Origin of the sequence: Rahnella sp. BIGb0603 (assembly GCF_024808755.1) — a bacterium.
GTDB classification, from domain to species: Bacteria; Pseudomonadota; Gammaproteobacteria; order Enterobacterales; family Enterobacteriaceae; genus Rahnella; species Rahnella contaminans.
Genome location: NZ_JANUEX010000011.1, coordinates 46,326 through 67,814, shown reverse-complemented (window position 1 = coordinate 67,814; position 21,489 = coordinate 46,326). Strand labels below are relative to the sequence as shown.

25 protein-coding genes are annotated in these 21,489 nt (G+C 55.6%); 6 read left to right on the top strand and 19 right to left on the bottom strand.

Features of this window, described 5'->3' with window-relative positions:
• The first annotated feature begins 102 nt into the window (after positions 1-102).
• A complete protein-coding gene (gene luxS / locus M2403_RS22690) occupies positions 103-618 on the top strand; it encodes an S-ribosylhomocysteine lyase (RefSeq protein WP_152323999.1) in 516 nt (171 codons plus the stop codon).
• A gap of 68 nt (positions 619-686) precedes the next feature.
• Here the strand turns inward: luxS and M2403_RS22685 are convergent, their stop codons facing one another.
• Together M2403_RS22685 and M2403_RS22680 are read right to left on the bottom strand one after the other, a co-directional pair.
• Positions 687-1,976, bottom strand: a complete 1,290-nt coding sequence (locus M2403_RS22685; protein WP_152323998.1) for an HlyC/CorC family transporter — start codon at positions 1,974-1,976, stop codon at positions 687-689.
• A gap of 16 nt (positions 1,977-1,992) precedes the next feature.
• The gene (locus M2403_RS22680) at positions 1,993-2,784 is read right to left on the bottom strand and encodes an inner membrane protein YpjD (protein ID WP_095923501.1); all 792 of its coding nucleotides are present in this window, start codon (positions 2,782-2,784) and stop codon (positions 1,993-1,995) included.
• 164 nt (positions 2,785-2,948) lie between these two features.
• On the opposite strand from M2403_RS22680, the gene ffh reads away from it, so the two are divergent.
• The 5 genes from ffh (at position 2,949) to rplS (ending at position 6,541) form a co-directional block, all read left to right on the top strand.
• Positions 2,949-4,310 (top strand): signal recognition particle protein, encoded by a 1,362-nt coding sequence (gene ffh / locus M2403_RS22675; RefSeq protein ID WP_259231046.1) that lies wholly within the window; start codon positions 2,949-2,951, stop codon positions 4,308-4,310.
• Positions 4,311-4,488: 178 nt separating this feature from the next.
• Entirely contained in the window at positions 4,489-4,737 is a 249-nt protein-coding gene (rpsP, locus tag M2403_RS22670) for a 30S ribosomal protein S16 (RefSeq protein ID WP_152324071.1), read from the top strand.
• A gap of 18 nt (positions 4,738-4,755) precedes the next feature.
• Positions 4,756-5,304, top strand: a complete 549-nt coding sequence (gene rimM / locus M2403_RS22665; protein ID WP_152323996.1) for a ribosome maturation factor RimM — start codon at positions 4,756-4,758, stop codon at positions 5,302-5,304.
• A gap of 67 nt (positions 5,305-5,371) precedes the next feature.
• The gene (gene trmD, locus M2403_RS22660) at positions 5,372-6,139 is read left to right on the top strand and encodes a tRNA (guanosine(37)-N1)-methyltransferase TrmD (protein ID WP_104924473.1); all 768 of its coding nucleotides are present in this window, start codon (positions 5,372-5,374) and stop codon (positions 6,137-6,139) included.
• A 54-nt stretch (positions 6,140-6,193) separates the two neighbouring features.
• Positions 6,194-6,541 carry a 50S ribosomal protein L19 gene (rplS, locus tag M2403_RS22655; RefSeq protein WP_013574038.1) on the top strand — a complete coding sequence of 116 codons (348 nt, stop codon included), beginning with the start codon at positions 6,194-6,196 and terminating at the stop codon, positions 6,539-6,541.
• 163 nt (positions 6,542-6,704) lie between these two features.
• Here the strand turns inward: rplS and M2403_RS22650 are convergent, their stop codons facing one another.
• The 17 genes from M2403_RS22650 to arsR form a co-directional block, all read right to left on the bottom strand.
• On the bottom strand, positions 6,705-6,926 hold the full coding sequence (locus tag M2403_RS22650; protein ID WP_259231104.1) for a DNA-binding transcriptional regulator: 222 nt from the start codon (positions 6,924-6,926) through the stop codon (positions 6,705-6,707).
• A 94-nt stretch (positions 6,927-7,020) separates the two neighbouring features.
• Positions 7,021-8,172 (bottom strand): phage late control D family protein, encoded by a 1,152-nt coding sequence (locus M2403_RS22645; protein ID WP_405047854.1) that lies wholly within the window; start codon positions 8,170-8,172, stop codon positions 7,021-7,023.
• An 8-nt stretch (positions 8,173-8,180) separates the two neighbouring features.
• Positions 8,181-8,651, bottom strand: a complete 471-nt coding sequence (locus M2403_RS22640) for a phage tail protein (protein ID WP_112286890.1) — start codon at positions 8,649-8,651, stop codon at positions 8,181-8,183.
• Between the two features lie 12 nt (positions 8,652-8,663).
• Positions 8,664-11,138 (bottom strand): phage tail tape measure protein, encoded by a 2,475-nt coding sequence (locus tag M2403_RS22635; RefSeq protein WP_259231043.1) that lies wholly within the window; start codon positions 11,136-11,138, stop codon positions 8,664-8,666.
• Complete coding sequence (locus tag M2403_RS22630; protein ID WP_112286888.1) at positions 11,131-11,250, bottom strand: GpE family phage tail protein; 120 nt, start codon at positions 11,248-11,250, stop codon at positions 11,131-11,133. Before M2403_RS22630 ends, M2403_RS22635 begins: the two co-directional genes overlap by 8 nt.
• A gap of 32 nt (positions 11,251-11,282) precedes the next feature.
• The gene (locus M2403_RS22625; protein ID WP_112286887.1) at positions 11,283-11,564 is read right to left on the bottom strand and encodes a phage tail assembly protein; all 282 of its coding nucleotides are present in this window, start codon (positions 11,562-11,564) and stop codon (positions 11,283-11,285) included.
• Between the two features lie 58 nt (positions 11,565-11,622).
• Positions 11,623-12,132 carry a phage major tail tube protein gene (locus tag M2403_RS22620; RefSeq protein ID WP_259231042.1) on the bottom strand — a complete coding sequence of 170 codons (510 nt, stop codon included), beginning with the start codon at positions 12,130-12,132 and terminating at the stop codon, positions 11,623-11,625.
• 13 nt (positions 12,133-12,145) lie between these two features.
• Positions 12,146-13,315 (bottom strand): phage tail sheath protein, encoded by a 1,170-nt coding sequence (locus M2403_RS22615; RefSeq protein WP_259231041.1) that lies wholly within the window; start codon positions 13,313-13,315, stop codon positions 12,146-12,148.
• Between the two features lie 131 nt (positions 13,316-13,446).
• Positions 13,447-14,019 carry a tail fiber assembly protein gene (locus M2403_RS22610; protein WP_259231102.1) on the bottom strand — a complete coding sequence of 191 codons (573 nt, stop codon included), beginning with the start codon at positions 14,017-14,019 and terminating at the stop codon, positions 13,447-13,449.
• Positions 14,016-16,700: a phage tail protein gene (locus tag M2403_RS22605; protein ID WP_259231040.1), complete on the bottom strand. Its 2,685-nt coding sequence runs from the start codon at positions 16,698-16,700 to the stop codon at positions 14,016-14,018. The genes M2403_RS22610 and M2403_RS22605 overlap by 4 nt, the downstream gene beginning before the upstream one ends.
• A 9-nt stretch (positions 16,701-16,709) precedes the next feature.
• Positions 16,710-17,237, bottom strand: a complete 528-nt coding sequence (locus M2403_RS22600) for a phage tail protein I (protein ID WP_259231039.1) — start codon at positions 17,235-17,237, stop codon at positions 16,710-16,712.
• Positions 17,230-18,138, bottom strand: coding sequence for a baseplate assembly protein (locus tag M2403_RS22595; RefSeq protein WP_259231038.1), 909 nt, complete (start codon positions 18,136-18,138; stop codon positions 17,230-17,232). Before M2403_RS22595 ends, M2403_RS22600 begins: the two co-directional genes overlap by 8 nt.
• Positions 18,139-18,140: 2 nt before the next feature.
• A complete protein-coding gene (locus M2403_RS22590; RefSeq protein WP_259231037.1) occupies positions 18,141-18,491 on the bottom strand; it encodes a GPW/gp25 family protein in 351 nt (116 codons plus the stop codon).
• Positions 18,488-19,129: a phage baseplate assembly protein V gene (locus M2403_RS22585; protein ID WP_259231036.1), complete on the bottom strand. Its 642-nt coding sequence runs from the start codon at positions 19,127-19,129 to the stop codon at positions 18,488-18,490. The genes M2403_RS22590 and M2403_RS22585 overlap by 4 nt, the downstream gene beginning before the upstream one ends.
• Before the next feature lie 215 nt (positions 19,130-19,344).
• Positions 19,345-19,770: a glutaredoxin-dependent arsenate reductase gene (arsC, locus tag M2403_RS22580; protein WP_259231035.1), complete on the bottom strand. Its 426-nt coding sequence runs from the start codon at positions 19,768-19,770 to the stop codon at positions 19,345-19,347.
• Positions 19,771-19,782: 12 nt separating this feature from the next.
• Positions 19,783-21,072, bottom strand: coding sequence for an arsenite efflux transporter membrane subunit ArsB (gene arsB / locus M2403_RS22575; RefSeq protein WP_259231034.1), 1,290 nt, complete (start codon positions 21,070-21,072; stop codon positions 19,783-19,785).
• Positions 21,073-21,117: 45 nt separating this feature from the next.
• Entirely contained in the window at positions 21,118-21,438 is a 321-nt protein-coding gene (gene arsR, locus M2403_RS22570) for an As(III)-sensing metalloregulatory transcriptional repressor ArsR (protein WP_259231033.1), read from the bottom strand.
• Between the last annotated feature and the right edge of the window lie 51 nt (positions 21,439-21,489).

Sequence of the window (21,489 nt, the reverse complement as noted above, 5' to 3'; positions counted from 1 at the left end):
GATGATAACAAATGCGCGTCTTTCACTAATTAAGACCCGCATGCTGGGAAAAGGTTTCCTGAGTTCGTAAAAAAAATTAATTTATTTAGGAGAGGTGACGATATGCCACTGTTGGATAGCTTTACCGTAGACCATACCCGTATGGCAGCACCTGCTGTTCGCGTCGCAAAAACCATGAAAACCCCGCACGGGGATACCATCACTGTGTTCGATCTGCGTTTCTGCCGCCCGAATATTGAAGTGATGCCTGAACGCGGTATTCATACGCTGGAACACCTGTTCGCAGGTTTCATGCGTAACCATCTGAATGGCAACGGCGTGGAGATCATTGATATTTCCCCAATGGGCTGCCGTACGGGTTTCTACATGAGCCTGATCGGTGTACCGGAAGAGCAATTTGTTGCTGATGCCTGGAAAGCGGCGATGGCAGATGTTCTGAAAGTGAAAGAACAGCGTCAAATCCCTGAGCTGAATGAATATCAGTGCGGTACTTACGAGATGCATTCCCTGAAAGAAGCTCAGGAAATCGCGCAACATATTCTCGATCACGACGTAGTTGTGAACCGTAACGACGATCTGGCTCTGCCAAAAGAAAAACTGTCCGAACTGCACATCTAGTTTTAGCGTGTTGCAGGTAAAAAAAAGACGCGTTCATCGCGTCTTTTTTATGTCTGTTATTCAGCGGATTAGCGTTGATTTACGCTGGTTTGCAAGGGCTGTAACGGGCGAACCTGCACCTGTTTGATCATATTGTCCTGCACGTCGAGAATTTCGACTTCGTAATCTTCAATGCGCAAACTGGTGCCGATAGTCGGGATATCTTCCAGCACTTCCAGAAGCATGCCGTTGATGGTTCGTGGCCCGTCGGCAGGAAGATGCCAGTTAAACGCTTTGTTCAGCTCACGGACGTTCGCGCTGCCTTCAATCAGTACAGAACCGTCGCTTTGCGGTGTCACTTCTTCAGCCAGAGTAGGTGACATCGACGTGGTAAAATCACCGACGATCTCTTCAAGAATATCTTCGACCGTCACTAGCCCCTGAATGTCACCGTATTCATCGACCACAATGCCCACTTTCTTTTTATTGCGCTGGAATTTCACCAACTGAATGTTCAGCGGCGTACCTTCCGGAATGTAGTAAATCTCGTCCGCAGCGCGCAGCAAGTTTTCTTTGGTGAATTCTTTCTTCTCGGTCATCAGGCGATACGCTTCGCGTAAACGCAGCATGCCGATCGCATCATCAAGCGAGTCGCGGTAGAGCACGATTCGGCCATGCGGTGAGTGCGTGAGCTGGCGGATGATGGACTTCCAGTCGTCGTTAATGTCGATGCCGACGATTTCATTGCGCGGCACCATGATGTCATCAACGGATACTTTTTCGAGATCCAGAACGGAAAGCAGCATGTCCTGATTACGGCGTGAGATTTGCGAGCGCGATTCATTCACGATAGTACGCAGCTCTTCTTTGCTCACAGCATCACTCAGGCTGGCGGTGGTTTTGATACCAAACATACGCATCAGCAGACGCGAGAGGCTGTTCAGGATCCACACCAGTGGCATCATGATTTTTTGCAGCGGACGCAACAAAATGCTGCTCGGAAAAGCAATGCGTTCAGGATTGAGGGCTGCGAAGGTTTTCGGCAGAACTTCAGCAAACAGCAGAACCACGAAAGTCAGCACACCGGTGGCAATCGCGACCCCGGCATCGCCATACAAGCGGATACCCACAATGGTTGCCAGAGCGGAAGCAAGAATGTTGACCAGGTTATTGCCGATAAGCACGAGGCTGATCAACTGGTCCGGGCGTTTTAACAGCTTTTCGACGCGACGCGCCGCGCGGTTACCCTGTTTGGCCAGGTGACGTAACCGGTAACGGTTGAGTGTCATCATACCGGTTTCGGAGGCTGAAAAATAAGCCGAAACCACCACCATGATGATCAATGTGATGATCAGGGTTGTTGTCGAGACGTGCTCCAACGGGTATTCCTTTTAATTAATGAACCATGATTTGCTGGATCAGGCGACTGCCAAAATAGGCAAGAGTCAGAAGAATGGCGCCTGCCATGCTGAACCATACCACGCGGCGGCCACGCCAGCCTTCGTGATAATGGCCCCACAGCAGGACGATATAAACGAACCATGCCAGTATCGATAAGACAGCCTTGTCGATATTCTCCGGGCTGAACAGGTTGTTCAGATACAGTAATCCGGTGCACAGCGTCAGCGTCAGTAAAATGACGCCAATCTGGGTGATGTGAAACAGTTTACGTTCAATGCTCATCAGCGGTGGCATATCGGCAGTAAATGTCAGGCGTTTGTTCTTCAACTGGTAATCAAGCCACGCCAGTTGCAAGGCGTAAAGCGCTGCGATCATCAGCGTAGCATAGGAGAATAACGCCAGGCCGATGTGTACCAGCAAGCCTTTGCTTTCTTCCAGATGCGTGATGAATTCGCCCGGAAGGAAGGTGACGAACGCCAGATTGATCAGCGAGAAGCTGTAAACGATCGGTAAGACAAACCAGCCGCGATTACGTGAGGCAACAATAGTCATCACCGTACCGATGATTAAACTGACCACTGAACCGATGTTCACCAGACTCAGGTTCTGGCCGGTGCTCACATCGAATATGCGTTGCTGTAATGCCACAGCGTGGCAAATAAGCGCTACCACAACAGAAATCAGTGCTAAACGCCGGTATGCGCTGTTCTTCCGGATGATGCTCGGAATGATCAGTGCAAGGCTGAGCAGATAGGCCAACATGGCGACGAGAGCAAAAACTGACATAGCGTTTCAGTAGCATCGAAAAGTGAATGAGAACCGCAGTATAACGTTACCGGCGTCACGCTCCAACCTATCTGAGATGCCAAAGCAGAGATCGTCCGCGCTTCGTGTTATAATCCCGCAATTACGTCGCAAGAGCGGCCTGTCATTACGTTGAGCAAGAGACGATGTTTGAGAATTTAAGCGATCGATTGTCGCGCACACTGCGCAATATCAGCGGCCGCGGGCGGCTGACCGAAGAAAATATCAAAGAGACATTACGTGAAGTGCGTATGGCGTTACTGGAAGCGGACGTTGCGCTGCCGGTCGTTCGCGACTTCATCAACCGGGTGAAAGAGAGCGCTGTTGGCCATGAGGTCAATAAGAGTCTGACGCCGGGTCAGGAATTCGTCAAAATTGTCCAGAAAGAACTGGAAACCGCGATGGGCGAGGCTAATACCGAGCTCAACTTAGCGGCGCAGCCACCGGCTGTCGTTCTGATGGCGGGTTTACAAGGTGCTGGTAAAACCACCAGCGTCGGTAAACTGGCGAAATTCCTGAAAGAAAAGAAAAAGAAAAAAGTGCTGGTGGTCTCCGCCGACGTTTATCGCCCTGCGGCGATCACACAGCTGGAAACCCTGGCGCAGCAAGTTGACGTGGATTTCTTCGCGTCCGACGCGCAGGAAAAGCCGGTGGATATCGTCACCCGCGCCCTGCAACAGGCGAAACTGAAATTCTACGACGTTCTGATTGTCGATACCGCCGGCCGTTTACACGTCGACGAAGCGATGATGGACGAAATCAAACAGGTTCATGCCGCGATTAATCCGGTAGAAACGCTGTTTGTGGTCGATGCCATGACCGGCCAGGATGCGGCGAATACCGCGAAAGCGTTCAACGAAGCGCTGCCGCTGACCGGTGTGATCCTGACGAAAGTCGACGGTGACGCCCGTGGTGGTGCTGCGCTGTCGATCCGCCACATCACTGGCAAACCGATTAAATTCCTGGGTATGGGTGAAAAAACCGATGCACTGGAGCCGTTCCACCCGGATCGTATCGCGTCCCGCATTTTGGGCATGGGCGACGTGCTTTCTCTTATCGAAGATATTGAGAGCAAAGTTGACCGTGCACAGGCTGAGAAACTGGCCAACAAGCTCAAGAAAGGCGATGGTTTTGACCTGACCGACTTCCTCGAGCAGCTCAAGCAAATGCGCAATATGGGCGGCATGGCGAGCATGATGAGCAAATTGCCGGGCGTGGGTCAGTTGCCTGACAACGTCAAATCTCAGATGGATGACAAGGTTCTGGTGCGGATGGAAGCGATCATCAACTCGATGACGATGAAAGAACGCGCTAAACCAGAAATTATTAAAGGTTCCCGCAAGCGCCGTATCGCGCTGGGTTCCGGCATGCAGGTGCAGGACGTTAACCGCTTACTCAAGCAGTTCGACGATATGCAGCGCATGATGAAGAAAATGAAGAATGGCGGCATGGCGAAAATGATGCGTGGCATGAAGGGTATGATGCCACCAGGTTTCCCGGGCCGTTAATCGACATCACTGTCTATATATCAGCCACATAGGCGGCTCATGCAAAATGCGGTCTGGGCTCTTTACGCTTTAGATTGCTTTTTGCGCCAAAATGAGTAAAATTTTCGGGCTTTTTATATTGCAACCAGACCCCGTTCCCCGATGGGGTCTGGTTGTTTTATTAACTAAAGAGGATGTTATGGTAACAATTCGTTTAGCACGTGGCGGCGCAAAAAAGCGTCCGTTTTATCAAGTAGTAGTGACCGACAGCCGCAACGCTCGTGACGGTCGTTTCATCGAACGCGTAGGTTTCTTCAACCCATTGGCTTCTGGCCAGGCTGAAGCACTGCGTCTGGACCTGGATCGTATTACCCATTGGGTAGAGCTGGGTGCAACCGTTTCTGATCGCGTTTCTTCGCTGATCAAAGACGCTAAGAAAGCAGCTTAATCTGTCGCGGTGGTGGCAATGAGCAAGCAATCCAATCCAGTGGTACCCGCTGAGCCGTTAGTACTCGGCAAAATGGGTTCAACATACGGCATTCGTGGTTGGCTCAGAGTGTTTTCATCCACCGAAGACGCTGAAAGCATCTTCGAATACCAGCCCTGGTTTATCCAGCGTGCCGGTAAGTGGCAAGTTGTCGAGCTGGAAGGCTGGAAACGCCACACTCAGGACCTGATTATCAAAGTCAAAGGCGTTGATGACAGGGATGCAGCGAATCTTCTGACCAATTGCGAAATTGTTGTTGATTCAAAGCAGCTACCTCCACTGGAAGACGGCGACTACTACTGGAAAGACCTTTTTGGTTGCCAGGTAGTGACCACTTCCGGTTACGAACTGGGAAAAATCATCGATATGATGGAAACCGGTTCTAACGATGTGATGGTAGTCAAAGCCAACCTGAAAGATGCCTTCGGACTCAAGGAGCGGTTGATTCCGTTCCTCGATGGGCAGGTTATCAAGAAAGTCGATCTCACTACTCGCACTGTTGAAGTAGATTGGGATCCTGGTTTTTGACCTCCGTAACGTTTACTGATGTAAACAACGATGGGTTGAGCGATAAAGCATTCGAAAGGGGTAGGCTATGTGGATTGGTATAATTAGCCTGTTTCCTGAGATGTTCCGCGCAATCACCGATTACGGGGTAACTGGCCGGGCAGTTAAAAATGGCCTGTTGAGCGTAAATTGCTGGAGTCCTCGTGACTTCGCATACGACCGACATCGTACCGTGGACGAGCGCCCTTACGGCGGTGGTCCCGGCATGCTGATGATGGTGCAACCTTTACGGGAAGCTATTCATGCAGCAAAAGCAGCGGCAGGCGAAGGTGTGAAGGTGATTTATCTTTCACCTCAGGGACGCAAACTGGATCAAACCGGTGTGTGTGAACTGGCGGCCCATCAGAAAATTATTCTGGTTTGTGGTCGTTACGAAGGGATTGATGAGCGCGTAATCAAAACCGAAATTGATGAAGAATGGTCAATTGGCGATTATGTTCTCAGTGGTGGAGAGTTACCGGCAATGACGCTGATTGATTCAGTTTCCCGCTTTATACCGGGCGTTCTGGGTCGTCAGGCTTCAGCAGAAGAAGATTCTTTCGCTGACGGATTGCTCGATTGCCCCCACTATACCCGCCCTGAAGTGTTGGAAGGCATGGAAGTTCCGCCAGTTTTACTGTCGGGAAACCACGCTGATATACGTCGCTGGCGCCTGAAACAGTCGCTGGGTCGAACCTGGCTTAGAAGACCTGAACTTCTGGAAAACCTAGCTCTGACTGACGAGCAAGAGGTGTTGCTGAGAGAGTTCCAAAAGGAACATCGGCTCAGTCAACAAAACTATGAAGGGAACGCTTAAGCGTTACGCTAAGCCCTCCCGATATATCAGTTTACCTAGGGTAAGAGACATATTATGAGCAATATCATTAAACAAATCGAACAAGAGCAGATGAAGCAAGACGTACCTGCATTCCGTCCAGGTGATTCCCTGGAAATTAAGGTATGGGTCGTTGAAGGTTCTAAAAAGCGTCTGCAGGCATTCGAGGGCGTGGTTATCGCTATTCGTAACCGCGGTCTGCACTCTGCATTCACTGTTCGCAAAATTTCTAACGGCGAAGGTGTTGAGCGTGTATTCCAGACTCACTCCCCAGTAATCGACAGCATTACTGTTAAACGTCGTGGTGCCGTTCGTAAAGCTAAACTGTACTACCTGCGTGAGCGTACTGGTAAGTCAGCTCGTATCAAAGAGCGTCTTAACTAAGAATCGCTTTCGCGACATCGAAAATACTCTTAGTTATCAAGGGTCTAGCGTAAGCGCTAGACCCTTTTTTTTTAAAGTGGCGGCAAAATGGCGGCAGAGAATAAGTCCGTGGCGGCAGGGCATAAAAAAACCCGCTTTCGCGGGCTTCATTTTTGATGCCTTTTTAGTGCATCTGGAATGACTGCTGACTGTTTTTGTCAGGATGGATCGGCACGGCATGAACTGCCCCAGGTTCGACAATAATACTGTCGATTGACTCATAGGTTTTGAACGTGCAACTGCAATTAATATTCTGACACTGGTGATAGCGTTCTTTCGTGCTGAGGCTCAGGTAACGGCTTGAACGAGCATGTGCGGCTTGCTGGCATTTCGGGCAGTGCATCATAGTAATCACCATGTAATCATTTTAATCAGATGCAATCATTGTATGTTATCCGCAAAAACATACATCTGACATTACAGTGTTTTACACATCTCGCTTATTCAGCCCCATCGCTTTCTGTCGCCTCGTAATTGACGTCTGATAGCAGCACCTCCAGATTCAGCGCCGTCACAAACCCACTTCCGCCCAGGCTGTGCGTCACCTTGCTGATTATCCAGGGCTGCGCGTCGATCACGGATTTAAAGCCGGACACGGCCACCGGCGTCTCAGGAAATAAATCAGCCCGCCCGCGAGCCAGGGAGATCGAGAACTCCGCGACGCCGCGCTGGAGTTTGTCCCACTTTGCCTGGGCTGCCCGCATGGCCGCTTTCTGCGTGGCGTAGATGGTGGTGAGGGCAAACACATTGTCTTCACTGCCCGCCAGGTATTCCCCTTCCTTCGCCTCCGGCGTTTTCTGTGCCTTCGCGCTGGTCTTCTTTGCCTTTGGATGTTGCAGGGCGCGCAGGTACTGCACTTTCGGTTTCCTTTGTACCTTCACTTTTTTAGGCTTCGGGTCTTTGGTATGCAGCCAGCTTGCCGACACGCCGGTATAAGCCCCACGGTCAGCAATATTGAACGTGTGCCCGTCGCCGTCGCTGCGGACAATCGTCATTTGCGGGATAGGCTTCCCGCTGGCCGTCCTGGCCGCACCTGGTTTGATAAACAGCAGATTACCGGCCTTGATGGCGACAACTGCGCCGTTCAGCTCCGCCAGGCGGGTAATAAATTTCGCGTCGGTTTCCTGCGTCTGGTCGATATGCGACACCGGCACGCCCCTGAACGGCTCCGCAACGGCGGGCTTGAGGTTATTGCGCGCCGCCACGGCGGACACCACCGCTTCCAGCGTCGTGTCGTGATAGGAGTTGTCGCGGCGGGAATTCAGACTGCCGCGATAGTCCGCACTGCGGGCGCGAATGGTCAGCGTGTCCGGCGTTCCGCGATGCTCCACCTCGTCCACCGTGAAATCGCCTTTGTTCGTCAGCGCCTGGCCTTTCCAGCCCAGCGCGATATTAATCACCGCACCGCGTGGCGGCATGTCCAGCAGGCCGTCGGTATCGCTCAGTTCGATGTCGAGCTGGTCAGCCTCAAAGCCTCGGTTATCCGTGAGCGTCAGCGAAATCAGCCGGTTGCTAACGTCCTGCGTGATGTCCTTGCCGCCGACGGTCACCGTGAAGTCCGGCGCAAACTGCGCACCGGCGCCGATGGTCATATCTGTAATCACAGCAGACCTCCCAGCTGACCGGTTAAGCCACCGGCCTGATCCAGCAGCCCGTCGGCCTGGGCTTTCATGTCGCCGAACATCGCCGCCAGGGATTCATCGACGCGGGTCAGCGTCAGCGTAAATTCAATCCGGCGGGCGGCACCGTTGGAAAAATGCTCCGTATGGGTTTCGCTGACGCTGTTCACCACGAACATCCCGTAAATGGTGCCGCTGCCTTCCAGCAGAGGCCACGCCTTGCCTTCGTCAGCCATCAGGTTCAGTGCCAGCAGCGACAACTTCCCGCCGGTGATTTCCGGCATCAGCACGCCGGACAGGGTAATTTTTTCCTCATTCACGCCGAGGAACTGCGGCAGCGGGCGCAGGCCGACGCGGTTGTTTACCGGCCAGCGGTAATCCACATCGCGCTGCAAGCTTTGGTAAGGGACGGTCTGCAACTGAAAGACAAACAGCCCGAGGGTTAACATCATGCTGGGTTCTCCTTAATCGTTATCCATGCGGGAACGTTGCTGTGTGGCGCGGGCGCGGTCACGGGCTTCCAGCTCGGCGCGGATCTGACGACTGGTGTCCTGGACACCCAGACCGGCACCGGCTGAAATCTGATAGGTGTGCGTGCTGCGGTCGATATAGCTGCGGCCGCCGCCGACGGACACCGGTGCATAACCGCCGCCCGGCAGGCCGCCAGCCGGTGGCGTGACCGGCGCGGGGTTATCCAGCGGGTGTTCTGCCGGTGTCACATCGCTGTTTTGTTTCGTGCGCCGGTCAGCTTTGTCGGCTGCTTTATCAATGTCTGCGGATTCATCCTTGATGATGCCGAGTTTCTCCAGCAGCCAGACCACGCTGCTGCGCAGCTTATTCGCCACCTGCAACGGTGCGGTCAGTGCGTTAGCGACCAGGTGACCAAACGACACCCCTGCATCTTTACAACTGTTCAGCGTTTCCTGCGTGGATTTCACGGGCTCAATCAGGTCTTTGAACCACTGCCACAGGACTTTGAGCTTGTCCCCCAGCCAGTCAAACACCGGCTTAAGCGGCGAAAACATCTCTTTTACCGGTTCGAACGCAATCCCTAACCCTTCAATGACGCCCGCAAAGAACGCGCTGATCGGCTCCCAGTACTTACGGATAAGCAGGGCACCGGCGACAATCGCCACGCCAATCGCGACAATCGGCAGCGTAAGCCCGCCGATCACAGTCGCAATTGCACCGCCGACGGTGCCGAGAATTGTCCAGAGCACACCGGCAGCGGCGACGATCAGATTGATACCGCTGATAACCGGACCCGCCACCAGGCCAAACACGCCGAGCGCACCGGTAATCAGCAGCGCACCGCCTGCCACCTTGCCGAGCGTGGTCGCCAGGGCTTTATTGTTCACAATCCACTTATCGAGTTTCAGCACGTAGCCGGTGGCGGTCTGCACCAGTTTGCGCAGTGAGGAATCCTGCTGATCAAACAGGTCAGTCCCGACGGCCTCATAGGCTGACTGAAATTCCTTAAAGTCGCCGCCCAGGTTGTCCTGCATGATCGCCACCAGCGCCTCGGTTTTACCGTCCGAGGTTTTCAGTGCCTGGCTGAGTTTGTCGAGTTTGCCGGATGACGCATCTCCCATCAGCACCGACGCCGCCGAGCTGGCCTCCTCGCCAAAGATGGCCTTCATGTATTGCGCCCGCTGCGTATCCCCGAGTTTGTTTTTCTCAAAGCTCTTTTGCATTTCCTTCAGGATGGTAAACAGCGGGCGCATGTTGCCTTTGCCGTCTGCCGTCTTCACCTTCAGCTCACCGAGCGCGGCAGCAGCGGTGCCCGTCGGTGCCTGTAAGCGGGTAATGACAGCGCGGCTGCCTGTGCCCGCCATTGAGCCAGTGATTTTGGCATCGGCCAGCGCGGCGGCCATCGCGGCAGTTTCTTCGACGCTGATACCGGCCTGCTTTGCCACCGGCGCGGCGTAAGTCATGGTGTCTGACAGCCCGTCAAAGGTGGCGGCAGATTTATTCATGGCCGTAGAAAGCACGTCGCCGATGTGCGCCACGGTGTCATTGGTCATGCCGAACGCGGACTTCACGCCCATCAGCAGGGTGGCGTTTTCCTCCATGGTGCGCTTGTTTGCCAGGGACAGATTCAGGATGGTCGGCGTCGCCGCCAGAATCCCGTCCTTGTCCGCGCCGGACTTCGCGACAATGATTTGCGCGGCGGCGGCATCGTCGGCAGACGCGGCGGTGTTGTCGCCGAGCTGCCGCGCCTGGGTGCGCAGCGCGGTCATGTCCGCGGAGTCTTTTTCCAGGCCAAGCGTCGCCTGCAATTCTGAGTTTTTCAGCGCAAAGTCATAGCCGGGCTTGAGCATCCCGGCACCGGCTACCGTCCCCGCCGTCGCAATGCCGACACCCGCAGCCCCTGCGCCGGTCACGCTACCGGCCAGTTGTTTACCGGACTGATACCGGCCTTTGACCGCGTTCAGTTTGGCCTGCTGCGCGCTCACCCGTGCCAGGGATTCACGCTGGCGGTTGAGCTGCGCGGTGGTGTCGCTGATGGAGGTTTTCAGGCGGCGTTCTGATTCAGACAGCGTGCGCGTGCTGATGCCCGCCTGGGTAAGTTCGGTGCGCTGACGCTGTACCGACTGCCGAAGCCCGTTGAACTGGGTCTGCAACTGCGCGGCGGTGCGCTTCGCGGACTCCATCGCCTGCGCCTGGGCGCGGGTCGGGTTGGCGGTGTTTTTGAACCCGATAGCCAGCGCCGCCGCTTCCGCTTTGGCGTCTTTGAGTTTCTGGCTGGTGACGGCAAGCTGCGCGCTGGACTTGCGGAATCCGTCAATCTTTCCGGCCTGAGCGTTCAAGTCTTTGAGCACGGTCTGAGAGTTTTTAATATCTCCGGACAGCGCCTTACTGGCGTTCTCCACCGATTTAAACGGGCGGGTCGCCTGGTCAACCGCCTTTAACAGCACCTCTACTTTTAAATTACTCACTGTCGGCTCCGCTGCGCTGCATGGCCTTATGACGCCAGCCGCAAAGCTCGGTCAGCGTCATCAGGTTCATTTCTGACGGCGGCCAGTGAAAGATCACCGCAATGTCCGCCATCAGGTCATCGACCGTCAGGGTCGGGGGAAGTTTTACTGTTCCGATTTCGGCGATAAAAAACCAATCACCTTACCCGCCAGGGCAATCAGGTCGGGCAGGTTCAGGCTTTTGCAGTCCTGGGCGGTCAGGTTCGGGGCGGTAATGCGCGGCAGGATCACGGTCAACGCGTCAACGTCGGCATTCGCCAGCGCGGCCAGGCCAATGCCGCGCAGGTGTCCGGCATTCGGTTTAATGACTTCAACCTGGTTAATGAGCGTGTCGCCGCGCTTGATCGGTTCTTCCAGGATTACGATGTTTTCATTGTGTTCTGACATAGCGGTGTCTCTTATTCAAAGGGGCGTTTTCGCGCCGGAGTCCGGCGCGGGGTTCGGGTTACAGGCCGATGTTTTTGCGGTGCTGCGCCACGCGGTCAACGCCGCCGACGATTTCCACCATGTTCACGGTATCGACTTCAATCATGTCTTTGCCGTCAATCACCAGCTTGAAATAGGTGCACTGGGTGGTGATTTTGGTTTCGGTGTCTTCACCCTGTTTGTACTCGCCGAAATCCATTTCCTTGTGGCGTCCGCGCATCGTGACTTCCACGGCGGAGGTTTCGCCGGTGTCGTCGCGCTGGAAGGAACCGGCAAAGCGCAGCGGCACGGCATCGACTGCCCCCCACTGCTGCAACACCAGCTCATCCAGCCCGCCCACCGTCCACTCAAAGCTCAGTGCGTCGTCGTCCAGCCCGAAATCAATGGCAGCCGAACCGGTCATGCCGCCGCCGCGGTAGTTCTCCAGCTTGCGGGTCAGTTTTGGCAGCGTCAGCGCGCTGACCATGCCGAGGTAGCTGTTCCCGTCGTTAAACAGGTTTAGGTATTTCAGTTTCTTAGGCAGTGCCATGTTTTAGCGCCTCTTAGCTGTTAACGGAGGTGGCGAACGTCGCCAGGTACTGATCGGTGATGCGCTGCCGCAGGGTCAAATCTTCCAGAGGCGGCACCGGGGTATAGTCGTAATCAATGAACAATTTGCCCGCTTTGAGGGTTTCGACGGTGTTGGCGTCGGGGTCATACCAGCAGTTGCCATCGATGATCAGACCGGCGGTTTTCATTTCGCGCAGTTTGGCGTTAATGCCCGCAATCATGTCTTTGATAAGCGTCGGGGTAACGGGCTTATCTGATGCCCACATATGACCTTCGGCGATAGTGTCCGCCAGCACCTGCGCGGTGCGGGTGTAGTTCTCAAAGAGGTAAAGCGGATCGTCAGAGCATGTGCGCTGCCCCCAGAATTTAAAGCCATCCTTGCGGATAAGGGTGGTGACGCACGCCTGGTTCAGCAGGTCAGCATCGGTGCCGGTGGTCTGCAAATCCCAGTACACGCTGGCAGACAGGCCGGTGACGCCGTTGATACCAACGTTAGACAGGGTTTTATGCCAGCCGGTTTCGGCGTCGATTTTGGCACGCAGGCCGAGGGCGTAAGCCGTCGCGGGGGCGATGTCGCTGGCGTTCGTGGTGGTATTCCAGGATACGAAATCAGGCCAGACCACCATCAGCTCACGCTGGCTGAAGTTGTCGCGGTATTTAATGGCATCGGACACGGTTTTGCAGCCGTAGGCGCTGATGTAACCAAAGGCGCGGAGCTGCTGACAGACGGCGGCCAGCGCCGTGGCGACGTCCTGATTGTCCAGCCCTGGCACGCCGAGAATGCGCGGCTTTACGCCGAGTTCGGTTTGCGCAGACAGCAGGGCTTTCATGCCGGTATACATGCCGGTTTCATCTGAGCCGCCGATGATGTTGGAGGTGGTTTCTGCGTCGTCTTTGCCTTCGGCAACGCGCACGACGACGACAACCGGTTTAGCCTGGTTGGCGATGGCCATCAGGGAGGCGCGGAGCGTGCCGGTTTTACCGGCCTTGCCTGCGGCGGTCAGCACGTTGGTAATGAGTACGGGCGTATCCAGCGGGAAGGTCGCCGCGTCGGCATCTTCTGCGGTGCAGACCATCCCGATGATGGCCGTGGAAACGGTGGAGATAACGCGGGTGCCGTCATTGATTTCAACAACGCGCACACCGTGATGATAATCAGCCATGGTGTTTTTCCTGTGTTAATAAGCCAGTCAATCATCGCGTGTTGGGGACAATCAGGCACGGCGTGAGGGATGTTTGAGCAATGGCACAACGTGGCGGAGCAGAAACAAAAAAGCCCCTTTCGGGGCGAGGGTCAGGCGGGGATTTCAGGCCAGGTGATATCCGGCGCGGCGTTCGCATCCAGCCGGTTAAGCAGCACGCGGTATTTTTTCCAGCCGACAATTTGCGCCTTTTCGTCCTCTGAAGCCATATCCAGATCGATGGCGTCCTGAAGCGTATCAATTTGCAAAACGGCCTGCTGCATCAGCGTTTTCTTCTGCACTTCCGCTTCCTGAACCTGCTGAATGCGCTCCGCCGCATCATCCTTCACCCAGGCCGCGCCGTCCCAGCGATCAAAGCGGGTAGCAGGGGCGATATCCGTCGTATTCTCAGGCAACGCACCCAGCTCCGTGATGGTTGTCTGCTGACCCGTCTGCGTGCTGTAAACCACCTTACCCCGAAAGTCTGCCACCACGTCCCAGGCTTCGCCGGTGAAAACCGCCACAAAGCCTTTTTCTGTCTGTGGGGGCACAATGTCCGTGCAGCGGGCAGGCAGGCCGGTATCCGGCGGGATCATGGCGTCGCTTTTGCCAATCAGTTCGCCGGTGATAGCCGAAAAGTCATACACCTTAATTGTCTGTGTCTTATCTGAATATCTGAACATTATGCGAGTCTCACAAGGTAATTAAAGGCCACGTTTTTCACGGTGTTTTCCGTGTTACCGGCGGCGTTAACGGTGATGGTGTGCCCGTGGGCGCCCATGTCGATGTAATGATCGTGTGCCCCGATATCGACATAGTGATCGTGCGCGCCGATGTAGGTGTTATGTCCGTGGTTGCCGTCCACGCTGGTCACCGGCATTTCTGTCTGATTGGCATTATTGGAACCGCTAAACCCGTAGTCTTTCGCCACGCCAATCGCACCAAAGCGGTTATTAGCACCGGCGACCCCCATCTGATGCTGGTGTGCGCCCTGGCCGTCTGACCCTTTGGTGCCGTAGTCAAAGCCGGATGTTCCTTTACGTCCGTAATCAAACGCACTCGTCGTTTTCCGTCCGAGGTCGGTATTGCTGGCTGTGGCGGTGTGGTTGTGACTTTTGACCCCGTCCTGCTCCAGGGAAAGCACGGCGCGCCCGCTGGCCGGTTTGCCTTTGAGGGTCTGCCCGCGCATGTCAGGAATAACACCGGAGGGATACGCAACGGCGAGAGACGGATACGTTGTTTTATTGAATGTCTGCCCGACCATCAGCGCAAAACCGGCGGGCACGGTGTCAGAAGGCCAGGGAACCGGCATACCGACAAGCACGTCGCCGGTGGCTAATGCGCCGATTTCTGCGGGACTGGGCTTATTGGCCTGGCAGTAAATTTCATTCCAGGCAGACCATGGACCATCAACACCGTTCCACGCCCCCGTCATGGAGCGGGTGAATTGCCGCCCGTTATTGTTAAAGGCAATCTGCTGCGTGGCATTCGGACCCCAGGTCACGAAAATCACACCGACAAAATTATTCATCGGATAGCCTTTGTCCATCGTCGCTGCCGCCACGCCTGGTACGCCGTAATGCCCAAACATGCCGCTGCCGCGCAGGGTGTTCGGGGTATCGGTTGCGGTTAGGTTCGTGCGGATTTTAAAGGCTGTTGCAATTTCATCAGACAGCGCCTTTTCACTGGCGGCGCTTTGCGCTGCCGTCCATGCGCCCACGTCTGCGGCTGTCGGTTTGTTGTTGGTGCCATATGCGGCCACCCACGGCCGCCAGGGTCCATCTTTCCCGTTCCAGTTGGTGGAAAGGCCGCGCATCCAGACGTTGCACGTATCGAAAGTGATATACATCTGCTGGCAGCCATAGGCGCTGCCGGTCACAAAGAGCGTGCCCGCTTTGGCTTCGGGGTAATTCCGGTCTGCTGTCGCGGAGGCATTGGCCGACTGGTGATAAATGACGGCTTGCACCGCCGTAAGACTGAAACCTACCGTGTTCAGGTCAGTTGAGCCGAGGGCGGTGTTTGCCGCAACGGAACCGGCGGTGCTGGCCTGCACCCAGTCACGCCAGGGTCCGTCCGTACCATTCCAGGACGCATTCAGCGCACGCGTCCACACCATGCCGGTGTTTTGCACCGTGTAACGCTGGAGTACTCCACCCGTCCAGGAGGCAGGGATAATCTCCAGCACGCCCGCCGCCTGCGAGCCTGGCGGATAGCCGTTTGCTACCGTGGCATTCGCGCCGGTGCTTTGCACATACAGGCCAATTTTTGCCAGGTTAAACGTGTTGATGTTGGCGGTGCCCAGAACGGCAGAAGCGACGGGCAGCGCGCCGACCTCAGAAGCCGTCGGCGGGTTGGCGGTGTCGTACACTTTGCGCCATCCGTAAGGCAGCACGCCGTCGGTCTGACGCCATTGCCAGCCCGTCGGGTCTGTCGTACTGACAATGCCCACGCGCACGTAAATTGTGCCGGTTGTGCAATGCAGATACTGAGTCAGCGCCGCGCCTGCGTTATACCACCGGCGATAAGTCATCAGCGTATCCGCTGCCTGAAAGGTTGCCCCGAGAGGGTGATCGTCGAAATAGCCCGCCAGGGTAACGCCACCGGTCAGCGCAACAATTGACGGGTCATAAATGGTCTTCACCGTAGCGTTATCGACGTTAGTCAGAATGTTACTGACCGCCCCCACATCCGCCGCCGCCAGGGTGATGTCAGCGCCCAGCGCTTTATTATTGACCTTGCGGGTGGAAGGCACGCGGGTATTGGCGTTGTCATTGGCGGCCTTGACCGCCTTTGGCGTAGCGGCCAGAATTTCGCTGGTACTGCTGACCGAGCTGCTGAGCTGGACAAAACCTTTTGCCGTCAGCGTGCCGTCGGGATGATTGCGGGATTTTTCATGCGCGGCCAGCAGGTCATTCACATACTGTTCCGTTGCCATAATCACCGAGTCGTCGATCAGCAAACTGATGGCTTCAGTGTTACTGACGGCAATCACCATCCGCAGCGTCTGCGTGCGGCCGGAACCTTCCGCCAGGGTCGGTTTGTAGGTGTCCGCCATATTGCAGACGGCAATCAGCACGCCGTCGTCAGCAAACAGCCCCATTTCGCGCATCCAGAAGCCGCCGACACTGGCAGAAATCACCGCCTCAGCAATCACCCAGTTGCCGTGAGTAGGATCCAGCTTTAAGGAATTGAGCGGCGTGCGGTACACCTCTTTAACCAGTTTGGTCTGGGTGGCGACGGGCGTGGTCGCCTTGCCGTTGCCGTCACCGACGGCAAGCTGCGTAATGTTGATGTCAGTCCCCGCCGCAATGGCTGCCGCGATACGCGACTGGCCGAGCGTGGTGACGACGGATTTAAATGTGCTCATAGCGTCCTCTTATGCGGGGTAAACGGTCAGCAGTTCGCCGGTGTACTGCGCTGCGCCAATGTAAACATCACCTTTGATATCCTGGGTGATGGTCAGGCCGATCAGATGGCGGCTGGCCGGTTTGGCGTCGGCAATCAGCCTTTCCATCTCGTTATACATCTCTTCGGTGATGCCGGTTTCCAGCACGCCGATATCCAGCCGAAACGTCCCGGGCTCGTCATTGGTTTCCCACCACTCGGTCACGTTAATCAGGTAGCCGAGCGGCTCCACCACGCGCCGGATGGCACCGAGGGTTCCCTTGTGGCAGTGAATGAACCACGCCGACTGAATGACGCGGCGCTTGGTGGCGACAGGCCAGTTTTCATCCCAGCGGTCAACCGACAGCGCCCACGCCAGGTACGGCAAAAACCTGGCCGGACAGGTCAGCGGATCCCAGAGCTGCCGCAGCGGCACCGGCACGTTTTCCAGCGCGGCGCAGGCATCAGCAGCAGCAACCTCAAGAACAGAGGAACCGACGGGCAGCAGGCGATCACTCATCGTAGCCGCCCACTTTCAGTGTGTACGCGGTGCAGAATGACGCCTGCGTTTTATCCAGCTCGATATCAGCGGCAGGGCTTTTCAGCTCCACCCGCTGCACGCCTTCAACGTGCAGCGCGGCATAAATGGCGGACAGCCGGATGTCGCGGCCTAAACGGTGCTGCGCGGTGGTGTAGGCGATAAGCTTCGTCTCGGCGGCTTCGCGGATGGGTTCGGCTTCCGGACCAGGGAATAAATACAGCACGGCATCAATGGTGTAATTCACGACAGTTGCCGACTGGACAGTCACGCGGTCTGCCACGGGGCGCACGTTCTCGTCATTGAGCGCGGCCTGAACCACCGCCAGCAGGTCAGCGGGGGCGGTGCCGTTGCCGGTCTGTGCCAGCACGGAAATCGTCACGCAGGCGGGCGACGGACTGATAACTGAAATGTCCGCCACGCGCCCGTCAGCCGAACGCCCGTGATATTCATAAGAGCCGACCGGACCGGCTACGCTCAGTCCTTCAAACGCCTGCTGCGCACGGATACGCAAATCCGCATCGTTTTCCATCACAGCAGCCACGGCGGGCACGCTGACCGTATCGGCAGGGATGATCGTCAGGCGTTCCACGCTGAACGTGGCGGCGATATTGTCGAGATCATTACCGGAGGCATAAGCCAGCATCACCGCCTGCGCCGCCTCGTTTACCCGCTGACGCAGGATCACTTCGCGGTAGGCGTTCTCCTCCAGCAGCTTCACAATGGGTTCAGATTCCAGCGTCAGCGTGCGCGAAATCGCTGCCTGCTGGTCTTCGGGGTACAGCGATACCAGCGTGGCTTTGCGTTCTGCCAGCAGGGTTTCGTAATCCAGCACCTCCACCACGTCGGGGGCGGGTAACTGGCTCAGGTCGATAGTTGCCATGGTTAGCTCACGGGTAAAGTTAAGGAAATGGCGGCGGACGTGTCTTTGCGGGTGCCGGTGATATCCACCACCATTTTCCCGTCGAACGTCGTTTCAAAGGTGATGCCGGTCAGGCTGACGCGTGGCTCCCACTTGAGGATCGCGCTGTAGCAGGCCGCCATGATTTGCAGGCGCAGCGCCGCATTCTGCGGGCGGTCAGTCAGTTCCGACAGCAGTGAACCATAGTCACGGCGCATGACGCGGGAACCGACGGGCGTGCGCAGAATGTCGCTGACCGACTGCTGAATGTGCGCCAGGTCTTCGACGCTGCGCCCCGTATCCGAAGCCAGGCCGATGTATTTTGCATTTGTCATGAAGGCACCTGAGTCTGACCGCCGCCCGTCTGGACGCCGCCGTGTTTATGGGTATGAACCACCACGCCGTTTGACGTGATGCTGCCGCCTGAATGGGTGAGGTTGCCGGTCATCGTGCCGCCCTTTTTAATCTCGATAGTGCCAGTGGTGAGTTTGTTGGTGCAGACCACTTCCGGCGTATCAAGCGTGATGCGCGTTTTTGCCGTGCAGGTGATTAGCGGGGCGGTGACGGCCACCTTATCGGCGGCGTTCACCGTGGCGGACTTGATGCCGGTAGCCAGCAGCGCGCCGGTTTTGGGTTCGTACTCGATCACCGCACCGTCAGGGAATGACACATGCAGGGCATCGGCTGACGCCGACGGTGCCGGGAATTCATCAGAAAAAATGCCGGGCATCACAAAGGCGGTATCCAGTTCGCCTCCCAGGCAGAACAGCAAAACCTGCTCACCGGCAGACGGTGCCCACCAGGAACGGGCGCGCCCTGCGCGGGTGGTCAGCCAGTGCAACCAGTCGGTGACGTTGCCGCCGGTGTTGACGCGACAGGTGCCCGCAACCAAATCCACCTCGGCAACGGTGCCAATACGGATCAGATTGCGCAGCAGGCGCGGAATGTCGTTCTTTGGGATGGAAGTATTCATGCATAAAAGAATGCCGACCTGTCAGACGGCATACAATTTGAGGCGGGTTGATGGTTGATGGAACAACGTAGGGATCACTGACTGAGGAGTATTAACTCAAACTTCAGCTGACACAATTCGTAGGTAGAACACCATCAAATCTGACAGTCTGGTTTGAGCGAAGAGCGGACGCCTGCATCAAGTAAACAGGTGCCCGCTAATATGAAGTGAATAGATTACTTAACCCGCTTCCCTGTTTCGTCAGTGACCTTTTCACCATCCTCTTTCGTGAATGCTCCTTGCTGAGCCTCCGGCAGTATATCCAGTACGACTTCGGAAGGTCTGCACAGGCGGGTTCCAAGAGGAGTCACGACGATGGGACGGTTAATTAAAATGGGGTGTTCGAGCATAAAACCAATCAGTTGCTCATCGCTGAATGTTTCTTCTGAAAGTCCTAATTGCTCGTAAGGCTCCACGTTTTTACGCAACAGAGCACGGACTGTGATCCCCATATCTGCAATAAGTTTAACCAGTTCATCGTGAGCCGGGGGCGTTTCAAGGTAATAAATAATGGTGGGCTCATTGCCACTGTTGCGGATCATCTCCAGCGTATTACGTGACGTGCCACAGGCTGGGTTGTGATAGATGGTTATGTTGCTCATATCAGTATCTCATTACAAAGTGACAGAGAGCCGCAGCGCCAGCGCGGCCAGAGTGACAAACAGCACAGGCAGGGTCATGATGATACCCGTGCGGAAGTAATACCCCCAGCTGATGGTCATATTTTTCTGCGACAGGACGTGCAGCCACAACAGGGTCGCCAGACTGCCTATTGGCGTGATTTTGGGGCCTAAATCGCAGCCAATCACGTTGGCGTAAATCATCGCTTCCTTGATGACGCCGGACGCCGTGCTTCCGTCAATCGACAGTGCTCCAACAAGAACGGTTGGCATATTGTTCATGACTGATGACAGGAATGCAGTCAGGAAACCCGTGCCAAACGTTGCCGCCAGCAGTCCCTTATCCGCCAGCATATTCAGAACCCCGGAAAGATACTCCGTTAAGCCAGCATTGCGCAGGCCGTAGACCACCAGGTACATACCCAGTGAGAACACAACGATCTGCCACGGCGCACCGCGCAGCACTTTTCCGGTATTAATGGCATGACCCTTTTTCGCAACGGCGAACAGCACTGCTGCGCCGACGGCTGCAATAGCGCTGACGGGGATCCCCAGAGGCTCAAGCACAAAGAACCCGGCAAGCAACAGAACCAGAACAACCCAACCGGCTTTGAAGGTTGCGGGATCTTTAATCGCACTGGCAGGTGCTTTCAGTAGAGTGACGTTGTAGGTTGCAGGAATATCCCGGCGGAAAAACAGATGCAGCATACCCAGAGTGGCGGCGATGGCAGCAATATCAACGGGAAGCATGACGGATGCGTATTCCGTAAAGCCAAGCCGGAAGAAGTCAGCAGAGACGATGTTCACCAGGTTCGACACGATAAGCGGCAGGCTGGCGGTATCGGCAATAAACCCGGCAGCCATGACAAAGGCCAGCGTTGTCTGTTTGCTGAACCCCAGCGCTAGCAACATGGCGATGACGATGGGGGTCAGGATAAGCGCTGCGCCATCGTTAGCAAACAGCGCCGCAACTGCCGCGCCCAACAGGACAATCCAGGTAAACAACAGACGACCACGTCCGTTGCCCCAACGGGAGACATGCAGCGCAGCCCATTCGAAAAAACCCGACTCATCGAGCAGCAGGCTGATGATAATTACCGCGATAAAGGTTGCGGTTGCGTTCCAGACGATATTCCAGACCACCGGAATATCACCCATATGAATAACACCAAATACCAAGGCCAGCGCAGCACCAATGCTGGCGCTCCAGCCAATACTGAGTCCCCCGGGTTGCCAGATAACCAGGATCAGTGTCAGTAAAAATATACTCCCTGCCAGTAACATTTCCGACTCCATTACATATGATTAAAAGAATGTGTTCGATTCATCTCAGCAGGATGATGCCGCTGATTTATCCAGCCACTGACGAACGTCTTCCCGCAGGCAGTGCCAGGATGTCTTGATGGTTTCTGCTGCCCATGCGGGCATATGTGGAGAAAGTCGGTAATGGACCCATTTCCCTTCCCGACGGTCCAGAACGAGCTCAGCCTCCCGCAGAATTGCCATATGCCGGGAAACTTTGGGCTGCGACTCGGAGGTGGCCCCGCAAAGGTCACACACGCACATCTCGCCTGATTCCCTGAGAAGCATCACGATAGCCAGACGGGTTTCGTCTGACAGAATTTTGAAAAGCTGAACAGGCTGTAGCATTTTCTCTTCCGGTAAATTTAGAATACACATATGATAAAACATATGTATTGG